Here is a 16,531-nt window from a genome sequence, read left to right on the forward strand (position 1 = left end):
GACAGCTGTTCGGCGGCGAGGCCGGCGCCGGCCGCAAGGCCGCCGGCACCGCGGGTCGCTGAGGCAGGGCGGCCGCCGCGGCGGCCGGCCGCTTCGCCGCAGCGCAGCAATCCGTCCCGATCCGCCGGCGGCCGTACGCCGGCGTGCACTTGTGCACGCTACGCATACCTCGGATGCGCTAAAGAGGCCGCAAAGCCGCCGGGGAGTCGCTTGCAATGACCGTTCGCCGTGAAGCTCCGGGCGCGGAAGCCGTCGCCGTTCCGGCGCCGGACCGCGCCGACCGCCTGCCGGAACTGCTGCGCGTGCTGCAGGCCGTGCGCGACGGCAACTTCAGCGAGCGCCTGCCCGGCGACTGGGACGGCATGGCCGGCAAGCTCGCCGACACGATCAACGACATCATCTTCAACAACCGCCGGCTGGCCGAGGAGCTGGCCCGCGTCGGCGAACTGGTCGGCAAGCGCGGGCAGACCCGCGAACGCGTGGCCGGAGCGAGCCGCCGCGGCGCCTGGGGCGCGATGGAGGTCTCGGTCAACACGCTCTGCGACGACCTGCTCTGGCCGACCGAGCGCATGACCCGCGCGATTTCGGCCGTGGCCCGCGGCGACCTGACCCGCACTATCGATCTCGAAGTCGACGGCCGGCCGCTGCAGGGCGAGTTCCTGCGCTCGGCCACGATCGTCAACACCATGATCGAGCAGATGAGCGTGTTCAGCTCCGAGGTCACGCGCGTCTCGCGCGAGGTCGGCACGGCCGGCAAGCTGGGCGGCCAGGCGCAGGTCAAGGGCGTGTCGGGCGTCTGGAAAGAGCTGACCGAGTCGGTCAACCAGATGGCGTCGAACCTGACCGCGCAGGTGCGCAACATCGCCGAGGTCACGATCGCCGTCGCGAGCGGCGACCTGTCGCGCAAGATCACCGTCGACGTGCGCGGCGAGATCCTGCAGCTCAAGGAGGCCATCAACACGATGGTCGACCAGCTGCGCGGCTTCGCCTCGGAAGTCACGCGCGTCGCACGCGAGGTCGGCACCGACGGCAAGCTCGGCGGCCAGGCCATCGTGCCCGGCGTGGCCGGCACCTGGAAGGACCTGACCGACTCGGTCAACGCGATGGCGACGAACCTGACCTCGCAGGTGCGCAACATCGCCGAGGTGACGACCGCCGTCGCACGCGGCGACCTGTCGCGCAAGATCACGGTCGACGTCAAGGGCGAGATCCTCGAGCTCAAGGACACCATCAACACGATGGTCGACCAGCTCAACGGCTTCGCCGCAGAAGTCACGCGCGTCGCGCGCGAGGTCGGCACCGAGGGCAAGCTCGGCGGCCAGGCCGAGGTCAAGGGCGTGTCCGGCGTCTGGAAGGACCTGACCGACAACGTCAACTCGATGGCGTCCAACCTGACCGGCCAGGTGCGCAACATCGCCGAGGTCGCGACGGCGATCGCCAACGGCGACCTGTCGCGCAAGATCACCGTCGACGTGCGCGGCGAGATCCTCGAGCTCAAGGAAACCCTGAACACGATGATCGAGCAGCTGCGCTCGTTCGCGTCCGAGGTCACGCGCGTCGCGCGCGAGGTCGGCACCGAGGGCAAGCTCGGCGGCCAGGCGCAGGTGCCCGGCGTGGCCGGCACCTGGAAGGACCTGACCGACAACGTCAACTCCATGGCCTCGAACCTGACCGCGCAGGTGCGCAACATCGCCGAGGTCACGACCGCCGTCGCGCGCGGCGACCTCTCGCGCAAGATCGCCGTCGACGTCAAGGGCGAGATCCTCGAGCTCAAGGACACCATCAACACGATGGTCGACCAGCTCAACGGCTTCGCCGCCGAGGTCACGCGCGTCGCGCGCGAGGTCGGCACCGAGGGCAAGCTCGGCGGCCAGGCCATCGTGCCCGGCGTGGCCGGCACCTGGAAGGACCTGACCGACTCGGTCAACGCGATGGCGACGAACCTCACGGTGCAGGTGCGCAACATCGCCGAGGTCACGACCGCCGTCGCGCGCGGCGACCTCTCGCGCAAGATCGCCGTCGACGTCAAAGGCGAGATCCTCGAGCTCAAGGACACCATCAACACGATGGTCGACCAGCTCAACGGCTTCGCCGCCGAGGTCACGCGCGTCGCGCGCGAGGTCGGCACCGAGGGCAAGCTGGGCGGTCAAGCGCAGGTCAAGGGCGTGTCCGGCGTCTGGAAGGACCTGACCGACAACGTCAACTCGATGGCGTCCAATCTCACGGGCCAGGTGCGCAACATCGCCGAGGTCACGACCGCCGTCGCGCGCGGCGACCTCTCGCGCAAGATCGCCGTCGACGTGCGCGGGGAAATTCTCGAGCTCAAGAACACGATCAACACGATGGTCGACCAGCTCAACGGCTTCGCCGCCGAGGTCACGCGCGTCGCGCGCGAGGTCGGCACCGAGGGCAAGCTCGGCGGCCAGGCGCAGGTGCCCGGCGTGGCCGGCACCTGGAAGGACCTGACCGACAACGTCAACTCGATGGCGTCCAACCTCACGGGCCAGGTGCGCAACATCGCCGAGGTCGCGACGGCCGTCGCGCGCGGCGACCTCTCGCGCAAGATCGCCGTCGACGTCAAGGGCGAGATCCTCGAGCTCAAGAACACGATCAACACGATGGTCGACCAGCTCAACGGCTTCGCCGCCGAGGTCACGCGCGTCGCGCGCGAGGTCGGCACCGAGGGCAAGCTCGGCGGCCAGGCCACGGTGCCCGGCGTGGCCGGCACCTGGAAGGACCTGACCGACAACGTCAACGTCATGGCCGCGAACCTGACCGACCAGGTGCGCGGCATCGTCAAGGTCGTCACCGCCGTGGCCAACGGCGACCTGCGCCAGAAGCTCACGGTCGAGGCCAAGGGCGAAGTCGCCGCGCTGGCCGACACGATCAACAGCATGACCAACACGCTCGCGATCTTCGCCGAGCAGGTCACGACGGTCGCGCGCGAGGTCGGCGTCGAGGGCCGCCTCGGCGGCCAGGCCATCGTGCCCGGCGCGGCCGGCACCTGGAAGGACCTGATCGCGAACGTGAACCTGCTCGCGGCCAACCTGACCACGCAGGTCCGCGCGATCGCCGAGGTCGCGACCGCGGTGACCCAGGGCAACCTGACGCGATCGATCCAGGTCGACGCGCGCGGCGAAGTCGCCGAACTCAAGGACAACATCAACGCGATGATCGGCAACCTGCGCGCGACCACCGAGCGCAACACCGAGCAGGACTGGCTCAAGACCAACCTCGCGCGTTTCTCCGGCATGATGCAGGGCCAGCGCGACCTGTTCGCGGTCGCGCGCATGCTGCTGTCGGAGCTCGCGCCGCTGGTCGGCGCGCAGCAGGGCGTCATGTACGTGATGGAAGGCGCCGCCGACGGGCCGTGGCTGCAGCCGATCTACGGCTATGCGGACCGCGCCGACACCGAGGCGCGGCGCGTGCGTCTCGGCGAGGGCCTCGTCGGCCAGTGCGCCGAGCTGCGCCGGCGCCTGCTGCTCAGCGACGTGCCGGCCGCGCAGATCAGCATCGACACGGGCCTGCTGCGCGCCGCACCGCGCAGCGTCATCGTGATCCCGGTGCTGTTCGAAGACCAGGTCAAGGCGGTCATCGAGCTCGCCAGCCTCGGCGAATTCACGCCGTCGCACCTGGCCTTCCTCGAACAGGTGACCGGCAGCATCGGCATCGTGCTGAACACGATCGAGGCGACGATGCGCACCGAAGGCCTGCTGGCCCAGTCGCAGCAGCTCGCCGGCGAGCTGCAGACCCAGCAGAAGGAGCTGCAGCAGACCAACGACGAGCTCGGCCTCAAGGCCAAGCTGCTCGCGCAGCAGAACGCCGAGGTCGAGCGCAAGAACCGCGAGATCGAGCAGGCGCGCCGCGCGCTCGAGGAAAAAGCCGCCGAACTCGCGCTGACCTCGCGCTACAAGTCCGAATTCCTCGCCAACATGTCGCACGAGCTGCGCACGCCGCTGAACAGCATCCTGATCCTCGGCCAGCAGCTCGCCGACAACGTGCCCGGCAACCTGTCGCCGAAGCAGGTCGAGTTCGCGACGACGATCCATGCGGCCGGCACCGACCTGCTGAACCTGATCTCCGACATTCTCGACCTGTCCAAGATCGAATCCGGCACGGTCACGGTCGAGATCGAGGAACTGGCCTTCGCCGAGCTGCGCGACATGGTCGCGCGCAACTTCGCCCACGAGGCCGAGCGGCGCAAGCTCGGCTTCGTCACGCGGCTGGACCCGGCGCTGGGCCCGATCATCACGACCGATCCGAAGCGCCTGCTGCAGGTGCTCAAGAACCTGCTGTCCAACGCGTTCAAGTTCACCGACCAGGGCGTCATCACCCTCGGAGTGACGATCGCGACCGAGGGCTGGAGCGCCGACCATCCGGTGCTCGGCCGCGTGCCGGCCGTCGTCGCGCTGTCGGTCACCGACTCCGGCATCGGCATCCCGCTGGAGAAGCAGCGCATCATCTTCGAAGCCTTCCAGCAGGCCGACGCGGGCACCTCGCGCAAGTACGGCGGCACCGGCCTGGGCCTGGCGATCAGCCGCGAGCTGGCCAGCCTGCTCGGCGGCGAGATCCGGCTCAGTTCCACGGTCGGCGTCGGCAGCACGTTCACCCTGTACCTGCCGCTGCACTACGCCGGCGCGGCGACTGGCGACGACGCGCGCATGCGGCTCGCCGCGCCGGCCGCGGCGCCGAACCTGCCGAATCCGCGCGGCGAGGAAGTCGCCGACGACCGCCACGACCTGCAGCCCGGCGAACCGCTGCTGCTGATCGTCGAGGACGACCCGCACTACGCGAAGGTCATGCTCGATCTCGCACGCGAGCACGGCTTCAAGGGCATCGTCGCGATGCGCGGCACCGAGGCGATCACCCTGGCGCGCAAGCACCGCCCGACCGCGATCTCGCTCGACATCTTCCTGCCCGACATGCTCGGCTGGACCGTGCTGAGCCGGCTCAAGCAGGACTCCGCGACGCGGCACATTCCGGTGCAGGTCGTCACGATCGAGGACGAGCGCCGCCAGGGACTCGAGCGCGGCGCGTTCTCGTTCCTCAACAAGCCGGTCACGACCGAAGGGATCAAGGCCGCGCTCGAGAAGATCAAGCGCTTCGCCGCGCCGCGGCCGCGGCGCCTGCTCGTGGTCGAGGACGACGCGGCCGAGCGCATGAGCATCGTCGAGCTGCTGTCGCACGACGACGTCGAGATCGTCAGCGCCGGCGACGGCGGCGAGGCGCTCGCGCAGCTGCAGCAGGAAGCGTTCGACTGCGTCGTGCTCGATCTGCGCCTGCCCGACATGAGCGGCTTCGAGCTCCTGAACCGCATCCACGCCAACGCCGACCTCGACGAGCTGCCGGTCGTCGTGTTCACCGGCAAGGAGCTCAGCGAGGCCGAGAACAAGCTGCTGAAGAAGGCGGCCAAGAGCGTCGTCATCAAGGGCGTGCAGTCGCCCGAGCGACTGTTCGACGAGACCGCGCTGTTCCTGCACCGCGTGATCGCCGACCTGCCGCCGTCCAAGCGGCGCATGCTCGAACAGCTGCACGACACCGACGAGGTGCTGGCCGGCAAGCAGGTGCTCGTCGTCGACGACGACGTGCGCAACATCTTCGCGTTGTCCAGCGTGCTCGAGCGCCACGGACTGCAGGTCGTCACCGCGTCGACGGGCCAGGAAGCCATCGCGCGGCTGCAGAGCGTGCCCGACATCGCGCTCGTGCTGATGGACATCATGATGCCGGAGATGGACGGCTACGAGACCACGCGCGCGATCCGCGACGACGCGCAGTTCCGCAGCCTGCCGATCGTCGCGCTGACCGCCAAGGCCATGAAGGGCGACCGCGAGAAATGCCTCGAGGCCGGCGCGTCGGACTATCTCGCCAAGCCCGTCAACACGGACCAGCTGCTGTCCGTGCTGCGCCAGTGGCTGCACCGCTGAGGCGCCGCCCGTGCAGTCCGACATCGACAAGGTCAACATCCTGCTCGTCGACGACAAGCCCGAGCGCCTGCTGAGCTACGAGGCCGTGCTCGCGCAACTCGGCGAAACGCTCGTCAAGGCGCATTCGGGCGAGGAAGCGCTGCGGCGCCTGATGGAAACCGAGTTCGCCGTGATCCTGCTCGACGTCAGCATGCCGGGCATGGACGGCTTCGAGACGGCCGAGCTGATCCACCAGCATCCGCGCTTCGAGAACACGCCGATCATCTTCGTGACCGGCGTGCACGTCGGCGACCTCGACCGCCTGCAGGGCTACCGGCTCGGTGCGATCGACTACGTGCAGGTGCCGCTCGTGCCGGACATCCTGCGCAGCAAGGTCGCCGTGCTCGTCGAGCTGTACCGCCGGCGCCGCGCGCTGGCCGGCGAGAACGCGAGCCTCGCGCGCGTCAACCTCGCGCTGCAGACCGAGCGCGCGCAGGAATTCGAGGCGCTGTCGCGGACCCTGGCGCTGGCCAACGCCGAGCTCGCGCTGGCCAACGCGCAGCTCGAAGCCGAAGTCGCCGAGCGCCGCCGCGCCGAGACGCAGCTGCAGCAGCTCGCCGAGAAGCTGCGCCAGGCCGACCGGCGCAAGGACGAGTTCCTCGCCACCCTCGCGCACGAGCTGCGCAATCCGCTCGCGCCGATACGCAGCGCCGTCGGCCTGCTGCAGAACGAATGCGGCGGCGCCGCCGCGCAATTGTCGCTCGATGTGATCGACCGCCAGCTGCGCCAGCTCGTGCGCATGGTCGACGACCTGCTCGACGTGTCGCGCATCACGCACGGCCGCATCGAGCTGCGCCGCGAGACCACCGAACTCGGCCCGCTGCTGTCGACTGCGATCGAGACGACCTTGCCGCACATCCATGCGATGCGGCACACCCTGTCGGTGGACCTGCCCGCGACGGCGCTCCGCGTCGACGGCGATCCGCAGCGCCTGACCCAGGTGTTCGGCAACCTGCTCAACAATGCCTCGAAGTACACCCTGCCCGGCGGCCGCATCGCCCTGTCGGCCTGCACCGAGGGCGACGAGGCGGTCGTGCGCGTCAGCGACAGCGGCGTCGGCATACCGACCGAACGCATCGACGAGGTGTTCGACCTGTTCGTGCAGATCGACACGTCGCTGGAACGCGCGCAGGGCGGCCTCGGCATCGGCCTGACGCTCGTGCGCCGGCTCGTGCAGATGCACGGCGGCCACGTGCGCGCGATCAGCGACGGCGTGGGCCGCGGCTCGTGCTTCGAGATCCGCCTGCCGCTGGCCGCGGCCGCCACCACCGCCACCACCGCCACCACCGCCGCCGCGACGGCGCCAACGGCTGCTGCCGCCGCAGCAGCAGCCGGACGCCGCATCCTCATCGTCGACGACAACCGCGACGCGGCCAACATGCTCGCGCAGCTGCTCGGCATGTCGGGCCACGAAGTGCGCGCGGTCTACGATCCCGAGCTCGCGCTGCCGGTGCTGGTCGAGTTCATGCCGGATCTCGCGTTCCTCGACGTCGGCATGCCCAAGCTCAACGGCCTGGAGCTCGCCGGCATGATCCGCGCCGATCCGCGCGGCGACCGCGTCGTGCTCGTCGCGCTGACCGGCTGGGGCCAGGACGACGACCGCCGCCGCTCGCGCGCGGCGGGCTTCGATCATCACCTCGTCAAGCCGGCCGACCCGGCCGAGATCGAACGCATCTGCCGCGACGCGGCGCGGCCGTGAACGACGCACGCGGCGGCGCCGCGACCGCGCACGGTGCCGCCGCGTCGATCAGGGCGCCTCGAAACCGTCGGCGAACAGACGGTCGTCCGGCGGCGCGACGACGGTGACGCGGCCGCCGGCGAACTTGCGCCAGCGCGGCTCGGCGAGGTCCTTCGCGATGATGCCGTCGGCATACCAGACCGTGTCGCCGCTGTCGGTCAGCAGCTCCAGCGGCGCCGCGCCGCCGAGATCCGCGTCGAGCAGCGTCTCGATGCTGCCGGCGCCGGCCAGAGCCGCGAGATCGGCATTCAGCGCCACCGGCGCGTCGGCGGCGGCGCCGCTCCAGCGATACAGGCGGAAATCCGACGGCGCGACGCCGGTCGCGACGGCCGTCGGGCCGGCGACGATCAGATAGCGGCCATCATTGGCCCGGACCATGTCGCGGATGCCGCGGCCGTCGAGATCGAGCAGGATCGGCGCGGCGAACGTCGCGCTGCCGACCGCGGCCGAACCGCCGGACGGCGCCGCCGCGATGACCTTGCGCAAGTTCGTCGCATGGATCAGCAGGGCGTCGTGTCGCTGCGTCGTCGGCAGCAGCGGCGCGCGGAACGCGACGTACAGTCCGTCCGCGTCCGGCGCGATCGCCAGCCCTTCGATGTTGAAGCCGTCGTCGCGCTCGGGCCAGACGCCGACCGCGGCACTCGCCGCGAGGCCCAGCGCGTTCGCGCCGAGGCCGTGGCCGTCGCCGGAATCCCAGGCGACGAGGTCCTCGCGCAGGTGGTCGTAGCGCGCGACGTACTGCAGGGTCGTCGCCGCGCCGCTGCCGCTGACGCGCGTGGAGAAGATGCGCTGGCGGTTCGGCCGCGCCGCGCCGTTGTCCTTCTTGTTCGAATGCGAACCGGTCCAGTAGATCAGGTCGCCGCTGCGCGCGGCGGCTTCGATGTCGACCTCGCGCGGCACGCCGCCGTCGAGATCGGTCAGCGCCAGCGAGGCCGTGAAGTCGAAGCCGTTCTCGGCCAGGCCCGAGCGGTCGCGCGGATACAGCCGCAGGCGCTGGTTCTCGTCGTCGGCGACGAGCACGTGATCGCCGCTGACGATCGCGGCCGAGGCGTCGCTCGCGCCGGTAAGCCAGTACTGCGCCGCGGCGTTCGCGGCCGACGCGGCATAGCTGACGACGTAGGTGCCGACGAGGTTGCTCGCATCCGTCGCGCGCACCGTGATCGTGCTGTAGCCGACGCCGGCCGGCGTGATGCGCAGGGTGCGCGTGGCGCCGCTGCCGCTGAGGGCGAGGCCGCCGTCGGGCACGACGGCCGCGTTGCTGCTGCTCGCGGCTATCGTCAGCGCCGCGGCGTCGCCGTCGGGATCGGCGAACGTCAGCACGATGCCGTCGGCGGCGGCCGGATCGGTCGCGTCGCCGACCGTGGCCGCGACCGCGCCGCCGCCGTTGACCGGGAGATCCAGGCGCCGCGTGGTCTGCGCGACGTCGACGGTGACCTGCGGCGCGCCGGTCGAGCCGGCGCAGGGATCGAAGTCGAACAGGCTGCGCGTGCTGCGGCCCGGGCTCGCGATCGCGCCGGCGGCCGAGGTCGTGGAATCTTCCGCGTCGCCGACGGCGGACAGGGTCCACGCCAGCGCCTGGTCGGCGCCGAGGCCGGCGCTGCTGACCCAGGCGCTGCGATCCTTCGCGCGCACCGAGCCGACGATGGTCTGGTCGTCGTAGGTCAGACGGTCGACGCGCGCACCGCCCGCGTCGTAGAGATTGATCTGGTCGGCGCGGCCGAGGCCGGCCGTGTTGCCGCCGACGACCTTGACGCCGGCGCAGAGGCCCCAGGCCGTGCGGAACGCGGCCGGCGTCTTGTCGGTCAGCAGCACGGATTCGCCGGGCTGCACGGTCCCCAGAGCGCCCAGCGCGATCGTGCCCGGCGCGTTGCTGTCGTCGTCGAAGCTCCAGCCGGCGAGATCGGCCGGCGCATCGCCGACGTTCGTGAATTCGACGAACTCGCCGTCGGCGCTGTCATACAGATATTCGGTGATGCGCAGGCGCGGACCGATGGGCGCGCAGGGATCGAACGGCTGCGCGCTGCGCGTGCTGATGCCGGGACTGCCGATGTCGCCGCCGGTGGACGCGCGCGAGGACTCCGCGTCGCCGACCGCGGCCAGGGTCCACTGCGCGATCGCGTCCGCGCCGAGGCCCGCGGCCGTGACCCAGCCGGCTACGTTCTGCGTGCGGATCGTGCCCGGAAAGGTCTGGTCGCCGAAGCGCAGGGTGTCCACGCGCGTGCCGGCCGCGTCGTACAGGTTGATCACGTCGTTGCGGCCGAGATTCTGGCCGTTGCCGCCGATGACCCGGGCCGCGGCGCAGAGGCCCCAGGCGGTGCGGAAATCCGCCGCGGCGGCTTCGGTGACGACGGCCGACTCGCCCGGCGCGAGCGTGCCGAGCGCGCCGATCGGAAAGCTGCCGGGGACATTGCTGTCATCGTCGAAGCTCCAGCCGGTCAGATCGACCGCGGCCGCACCGGTGTTCGTGAGCTCGACGAACTCGCCGTTGGTCCCGCTGTACATGAATTCGGTGATGCGCACCTGGGCGAAAGCGGCATCGGCGCAGCCGGCCAGACTGGCCGCGAGCGCGATCACGACGGCGATTCTCATGCAGTTCCCCAACGACGAGCCGGGCCAGCCGGCGACGGCCGCGCAGTCTGGCCACGCGCAGTGACGCGACCGTGACAGCGGCCGCAGAAGCGCGCCGCCGTGCCGTGCGGTTAACGCCGGGCTTACGCGCGGCCGGCAGCGGCTGCGCAAGAATCGGCGCCGTCGGCGGTATCGGCCGCCGTTTTACCGGAGTGTTCGCGTTGCGGTTTCGTTTCTGTTCTGCCGTCGCGGCCGTCGTCGGCCTCGTCGTTGCCGGCGCGGTCGCCGCCGGTCCCATCGCCGACCGCATCACGACGGTCACCCTGACCTTGCCGGCCACCCTCGCCGATACCGCGCCGAGCGCCTGCCTCGGCGGCTATTGCCGCATCGGCCCGCGCCTGTATCTCGCGCCGCGCAGCGACGGCAGCCATTGGCTGGGCTGGACCGACAGCGGCGGCAACGGCCACGTGAGCCTGCTCGCCAACGGCGCGATCGCGGGCACGTTCGACTACGCCGGCGAGGAAGCGCGCGGCCTCGTCGCGCACGACGACGGCGGCTTCGCCGTGCTGCTGCGCCGCGCGAGCGACTCGACGATACGCCTGACCCGGCGCAGCGCCGGCAACGCGGCGGCGTTCTCGACCGCGATCGCCAATCCGGTCGCGATCGCGCAGATGAATCTCGGCGATGCGCGCCTGGCCTACGGCAACTCGCGCTACGCCGCGTATTTCGCCGTGCACGGCATCAGCGGCATCTACGACGGCCACGAAGGCGACCAGCTCGCCTACATCGGCAGCAGCGGCAGCGTGCTCGGCGGCGGCTGGAGCTGGGGCTGCTCGCACCAGATGGCCGGGCTCGTCGGCTATCACCCGGGCCTGAACGCGTTCGGCGCGCTGTGCGTGTCGGACTGCTACGCGAGCAAGGGCATCCTGTACAACAATAGCCGCAACCTGTTCGGCATCGACGGCGGCTGCGACGGCACGGTCTGGGGCCAGTTCGGCCAGCTCGCGGCCGGCGACGCGACCTGGAAACTGGCCTTCGTCGCGCAGGGCACGCCGGCTTTTCCGGCCCAGGGCGTCGGCCTGCTGAGCTTCACGGCCAGCGCCGCGGTTGCGCCGACGGTCAGCTGGCTCACGAACACGGGCGGCCTGACCGAACGCGATCCGGTACTCGCACGGATCGGCAGCGGCGCGCCCGAGCGCTTCCTCGTCGGCTGGCGCAACGACAGCACGTTCCAGCTCGCGCTCGTCGACGGCAGCGGCGCGTATCTCGCGCCGCCGGAGAACGTGGCCGGCGTCAGCTGGGGCGATCGCGACGATCCGCTGCGCAGCACGGCCGACGGCAAGGTGGCCTGGGTGTCGGCTGCGGCCGGCACGCGTACCCTGAAGCTCCACGTCTATGCCGAGCGCGGCGATGCCGTGTTCGCGAGCGGCTTCCAATAGCCGAGGAAAATGTTGCGTCCGCTGCGCCGTCGCGGCGCAGGCATCGGCGCGCATGGCCATGGCCGCGAGTGACAGGGACAATCGCACGGTCATCGTCTCCGCGAGGAATGCCATGCGCCGCCGCTCCGCGATTGCCGCCCTGCTGCTGATGCTCGCCTGCGCCGCCGTTACGGCGGCGGAGCGGCCCGACGACGAAGCCCAGCTGCGCGCGCAGGCCGCGGCCTGGGACCGCGACATCGTGCGCAAGGATCGCGCCGGCATCGAACGCAACCTGCATGCGCGCTTCTTCCAGATCGACGGCCAAGGCGGACGCCACGCGCGCGCCGAGTTCATCGAGATGCTGCTCGATCCCAAGCTCCAGATCGATCCGTACGACGTGCCCGATCTCGACGTGCGCCGTTACGGCGACATGGCCCAGCTGACCGCCACGACGCACATGACCGGACGCTACGACGGCAAGCCGTTCACGAGCGCCTATCGCTACATCGACACCTACGTGCGCGAGCGCGGCCGCTGGAGCGTCGTTTCGGTGCAGATCACGCGGCTCGCGGCGCCGTAGAAGATCGCGGCGGAAACGCCGGGCGCCGTTCGCGGCGCCCGGCGTTTCCGGACGGCCTCGCGCTCAGTTGGCGAGCACGAGGTTCCAGACGCCGCGTCCGTAGGTACCCACGCGCAGGCGGCTGCCGTCGCGCGCGATCCAGATGTCCGAGACGCTGACGAGCGGCAGGCCGGCGCCGAGGCGCGTGAACGTCAGCCCCTTGTTCGTCGAGCGGTACATGCCGAGATCGGTGGCGACGTAGATCGTGCCGTTGCGCACCGGATCGGCCTTCAGCGCGTTCAGGCGCACGCCGGTCGGCAGGCCGCCCCAGCCGACGAAGGCCCAGCCGCCGGCCGGATCGAACGAGCTCCAGATGCGGCTCTTGCCTTCGCGATAGCCGTCGCTGATCACGTAGAACTGATTGTCGTCGCCGACCGCCGCGTCGAGGAAGCTGCCGTCCGCGTTGGCCGGCGTCGGCGCCTGGGTCCAGTGCGCGCCGTTGTCGAGCGTGAACCAGATCTGGCCCGGCGCGTAGCCGACGATCGCGACGAGCACGCCGCTGTTGCGGCCCGCGCGGACCCAGCGCACGCTGCCGACGAGGCCGTTCATCGCGACGGCCTGCCAGTGCTTGCCGAAGTCGGTGCTGCGATAGATCTTGCCGCCCGACGCCGCATGCAAGGTTTCGCCGCTGGCCACTGCGGGGCTCTGGTCGATGAAGCTCGCCGCGCCGTTGGGTATGCCGTCGAACGCGAGCTCGCCGCCGCTCAGGCCGCCGTCGTCGGACTGATAGGTGCCGCCGTTCGTCGCGATGATCAGCTTGCCTGCGTCGTTCTGCGACAGCAGCGCCCAGAAGCCGTCGCCGCCGGCCATGTGCGCGTTGTCGGTTCCGCTGTTGGCGCTGTGCAAGATGCCGTTGTCCTGCAGCGCGACGAGCAGCTCGCCGAGATCGTCGACCGACGAGGCGACGCCGTAGACGAGATGCGTGATCAGTCCGTCGTTGCGCGGTGTCCAGGTCTGGCCCGCGTCGCCGCTGCGGAACACGCCGCCGTCGTTGCCGACGTAGAGCCGGTTCGCCGCGTCGTAGGCGGCCGCATGGAAGTCCGGATGGACGTAGTTCTGCGCGCTGCGCGTCGTCGAATTGACGAGGCTGAAGGTCGCGCCGCCGTCGCCGGTGCGCGCAAGGCGCAGCTGGCCACCGAAATACGCGATGTTCGGCGTGGTCGGATTGACGACGACCATCTGGTTGTAGCTTTCCGACGTGCCGAGCAGCTTGCGCACGGGCTCGACGTTGTTCACGTAGCTTTCCTGGCCGACGTTCAGCGACGACCAGTCCTGGCCGCCGTCGGTGCTCTTGTAGATCTCGGTCAGCGCCGTGACGTTGTGGTAGGTCAGCGCGTACTGGATGTTCGGGCTGCTCGGCGCGCTCGCGATCGTGATGCGGCCGACGGCGGACGGCAGGCCGTTGGACGGCGTCCATCCGGCCGCCTGTTCGCTCGAGAACCAGATCTTGCCGCCGCTGCCGTCCTTCGTGGTCGCGGCGAAGCGGTTGCTGCCGGACCAGGCGATGCTCCAGACCTCGGGCTTGCCGTCGCCGGCGCCGAGCGGCTGCAGCTGGTACGACGCGCCGGCGTTGGTCGAGCGGTACAGCCCCTGGTCGGTCGCGACGAGGATCAGGTTGCTGTTGTTCGGACTCACGACGATCTTGCGGATGCTCGTGCTGTCGCCGAGCAGGATCGGCGCGGACCAGGTGACGCCGCCGTCGCTGCTTTTCAGCACGCCGAGGCCCGGCGCGGTGCCGAGCGACGTGCTCGGGCCGGCGAGATAGCCGGTCTTGTGCGCGTCGCCGAGACCGAGATAGAGCCGGTTCGGCAGATTCGCGTCGAGCGCGAGCGCACCGGTGCCGAGGCTGCCGAGCGTGTCGGTCATCGCCTTCCACGACGCGCCGGCGTCGAGCGAGCGCCAGACGCCGCCGCCGGCGGACGCGACGTAGACGATGTTCGAATTGTCCGGATGCGTGGCGATCGCCGACACGCGGCCGCTGTCCATCGGTCCGCTGCTCATGCGCGACGGTCCGAGATTGGTCCAGACCTCGCCGAGCGTGATGTCGTCGACCTTGGCACCGACCATCAGCCGCGCGTTCGTTTCGCGCTCACGCGCGGCCGCGGCCATGAGGCTGCGCGCGTACGCGGCGTCGTTGTCGCGGCGGAAGCGCTCGCCCATGACGCGCTCGCGCTTGGCGAGTTCGTCGTGGTCGCGCTCGTCCTCCCAGCTCATGCCGGCGGCGCTGCCTTCCTCGGCGGCCTGGGCGAGGCTCGTGCACAGCAGCAAGCCGACCGCGACGCGGCCCAGTGCGGATCCTGCGATGTTCATGAATGACTCCGTCTCTGCAGGGCAGCCGGGCCGGCGTGGCCGACCGCTGCCGGTAGGGGAAGAGGCCGCGCGGCGGATGGCGCCGCGCCCTCGTGTTCACCTACGGCGAGAGACGGACTCGGGGATCATTCCGTGGACTTAGCGGCGTAAGGAACAACGCCGCAACGGTCGCCCTTCTGCAACGGCTCAGCGCCCGGCCGCGTGGCGCACGATCAGCTGCTTGAGCGGGCCGAGCGCATTGACCGCGCGCAGGCCGAGGCCGCGCGCGAACACCAGCGGTTCGAACTCGCTGCGGAACAGCCGGTTGATGCCGTCCATGCCCCAGGCCGAGATCGTATTGTCGCTGCGCCGGCGGCGTTCGTAGCGGCGCAGGCTCGTGACCGCGCCGGCGTCGCGCTCGGCGTCGCCGCCGATCGCCTCGACGAGCGCGTCGACGTCGCGCAGGCCGAGATTGACGCCCTGCCCGGCCAGCGGATGCACCTGGTGCGCCGCGTCGCCGATCAGCGCGAAGCGCGGCGCGACGTAGCGCTCGGCCAGCAGCAGGCGCAGCGGGAATTCGGCCCGCGCGGAGGTCGACAGCACCGGACCGAGGCGGAAATCGAACGCGCAGCCGAGTTCCTGCAGGAACGTGGTCTCGTCGATCTCGCGCAGGCGGCGGCATTCGGCCGGCGGCAGCGACCAGACGATGGAGCAGCGGCCGTCGGCGAGCGGCAGGAACGCCAGGGTGCCGCCGGGCAGGAAGCGCTGCCAGGCGGTCTGCTCGTGCGGCCGTTCGGTGCGCACGTGCGCGACGAGCGCATGCTGGTCGTAGACGTGGCCGCCGGCGCCGATGCCGAGCAGCTGGCGCAGCGGCGAGGACGCGCCGTCGGCCGCGACGACGAGGCGCGCAACGATGCGGCCGTCATCGTCGAGGCGCAGCACGCGCGTGTCGCCGTCGTCGTCGGTGCCGACGACGCGCGCGGGACAGCGCAGGCTCACGCCAGGCTCGGCCTGCAGCGCCTGCCACAGCGCATGCTGGATCAGCCGGTTCTCGACGATGAAGCCGAGCTCCGCGCTGCCGCCGTCGGCCGCGTCGAAATCGATCTGCGCTCCGCTGCCGCTGTCCCAGACGTACATGCGGCGATAGGCGCCGGCGCGCGCGCTGCGTATCGCCGTCCAGACGTCGAGCCGCTCGAACAGCGCGACGCTCGACGGTGCGATCGCGACGACGCGCAGGTCGACCTCGTCGGCTGCGTTCCAGGCGGTTGGCGCATGTTCCTCGACCAGGGCCACGCGCAGGCCGCTGCGCGCGAGCGCGAGCGCGCAGGCGCTGCCGACCATGCCGGCGCCGACGACGGCGACATCGAACAGATTGCGAGGTTTCATGGACGTACTCCGAGAGCGTAGGCGGTGGTCGCACCGCGGAATCCCATGCCGCGGCGCGCGATGCCGCCGGCCGCGTCAGGCAGGCCGTCGAGCAGCAGCAGGCCGAGACTGCGCAGCGGCGCGAGCGCGCGCGAGGGATTGCAGGCCAGCTGCACGAGGCCGTGGCTGAAAGCCAGGGTGCCTTCGCGGTCTTCGCGCCGGCGCGCCGCGTAGGCCTGCAGCAGCGCATCGCTGCCGGCGTCGCCGCCCGCGCGCTGCTGCGCGATCAGCAGCTCGGCCAGGGTCAGCGCATCGCGCAGGCCGAGATTGAACCCCTGTGCGCCGATCGGATGGATGGTCTGCGCCGCGTTGCCGATCAGCACGCAGCGCGGCGCGATCAACGTGTCGGCGACGACGCGGCGTATCGGATGCGCGCTGCGCCGGCCGGGCCGGCCGAAGCGGCCGGCGCGCCAGCCGAAGCGCTGCTGGGCATGGGCGAGAAAGCCGGCGTCGTCGAGCGCGGCGACGGCCGCGGCATCCGGCGCCGGCACGCTGAGCACGAAGCCCGCGC

8 protein-coding genes are annotated in these 16,531 nt (G+C 70.9%); 4 read left to right on the forward strand and 4 right to left on the reverse strand.

Annotated elements, in window-relative coordinates; translation table 11 throughout:
• Positions 1 to 215 precede the first annotated feature (215 nt).
• Positions 216 to 5,924 (forward strand): HAMP domain-containing protein, encoded by a 5,709-nt coding sequence (locus NON22_RS09985; protein ID WP_257386784.1) that lies wholly within the window; start codon positions 216 to 218, stop codon positions 5,922 to 5,924.
• Between the two features lie 10 nt (positions 5,925 to 5,934).
• Positions 5,935 to 7,662, forward strand: coding sequence for a response regulator (locus tag NON22_RS09990; protein ID WP_257386785.1), 1,728 nt, complete (start codon positions 5,935 to 5,937; stop codon positions 7,660 to 7,662).
• Between the two features lie 48 nt (positions 7,663 to 7,710).
• Here NON22_RS09990 and NON22_RS09995 read toward each other — a convergent pair whose 3' ends face one another.
• On the reverse strand, positions 7,711 to 10,290 hold the full coding sequence (locus NON22_RS09995) for a DUF3616 domain-containing protein (RefSeq protein WP_257386786.1): 2,580 nt from the start codon (positions 10,288 to 10,290) through the stop codon (positions 7,711 to 7,713).
• A gap of 200 nt (positions 10,291 to 10,490) precedes the next feature.
• Between NON22_RS09995 and NON22_RS10000 the strand changes: the two genes are divergently transcribed.
• Together NON22_RS10000 and NON22_RS10005 are read left to right on the forward strand one after the other, a co-directional pair.
• On the forward strand, positions 10,491 to 11,708 hold the full coding sequence (locus NON22_RS10000) for a hypothetical protein (RefSeq protein ID WP_257386787.1): 1,218 nt from the start codon (positions 10,491 to 10,493) through the stop codon (positions 11,706 to 11,708).
• A 112-nt stretch (positions 11,709 to 11,820) separates the two neighbouring features.
• A complete protein-coding gene (locus NON22_RS10005) occupies positions 11,821 to 12,267 on the forward strand; it encodes a nuclear transport factor 2 family protein (RefSeq protein ID WP_257386788.1) in 447 nt (148 codons plus the stop codon).
• Between the two features lie 63 nt (positions 12,268 to 12,330).
• Here NON22_RS10005 and NON22_RS10010 read toward each other — a convergent pair whose 3' ends face one another.
• From NON22_RS10010 to NON22_RS10020, 3 genes are all read right to left on the reverse strand, one after another.
• A complete protein-coding gene (locus tag NON22_RS10010) occupies positions 12,331 to 14,616 on the reverse strand; it encodes a WD40/YVTN/BNR-like repeat-containing protein (RefSeq protein ID WP_257386789.1) in 2,286 nt (761 codons plus the stop codon).
• 186 nt (positions 14,617 to 14,802) lie between these two features.
• Positions 14,803 to 15,981 carry a UbiH/UbiF/VisC/COQ6 family ubiquinone biosynthesis hydroxylase gene (locus tag NON22_RS10015; protein WP_257386790.1) on the reverse strand — a complete coding sequence of 393 codons (1,179 nt, stop codon included), beginning with the start codon at positions 15,979 to 15,981 and terminating at the stop codon, positions 14,803 to 14,805.
• A partial coding sequence (locus NON22_RS10020; protein WP_257386791.1) for an FAD-dependent monooxygenase occupies positions 15,978 to 16,531 on the reverse strand: 554 nt, incomplete at its 5' end. The genes NON22_RS10015 and NON22_RS10020, both read right to left, overlap by 4 nt.

Source organism: Tahibacter caeni (assembly GCF_024609805.1).
Taxonomy (GTDB): domain Bacteria; phylum Pseudomonadota; class Gammaproteobacteria; order Xanthomonadales; family Rhodanobacteraceae; genus Tahibacter; species Tahibacter caeni.

What these genes read in the sequence shown, in the direction of transcription:
- NON22_RS09985 (WP_257386784.1), top strand. Translation starts at nt 216, where the DNA reads ATGACCGTTCGCCGTGAAGCTCCGGGCGCGGAAGCCGTCGCCGTTCCG.
- NON22_RS09995 (WP_257386786.1), bottom strand. Translation starts at nt 10,290, where the DNA reads ATGAGAATCGCCGTCGTGATCGCGCTCGCGGCCAGTCTGGCCGGCTGC.
- NON22_RS10005 (WP_257386788.1), top strand. Translation starts at nt 11,821, where the DNA reads ATGCGCCGCCGCTCCGCGATTGCCGCCCTGCTGCTGATGCTCGCCTGC.
- NON22_RS10010 (WP_257386789.1), bottom strand. Translation starts at nt 14,616, where the DNA reads ATGAACATCGCAGGATCCGCACTGGGCCGCGTCGCGGTCGGCTTGCTG.
- NON22_RS10015 (WP_257386790.1), bottom strand. Translation starts at nt 15,981, where the DNA reads ATGAAACCTCGCAATCTGTTCGATGTCGCCGTCGTCGGCGCCGGCATG.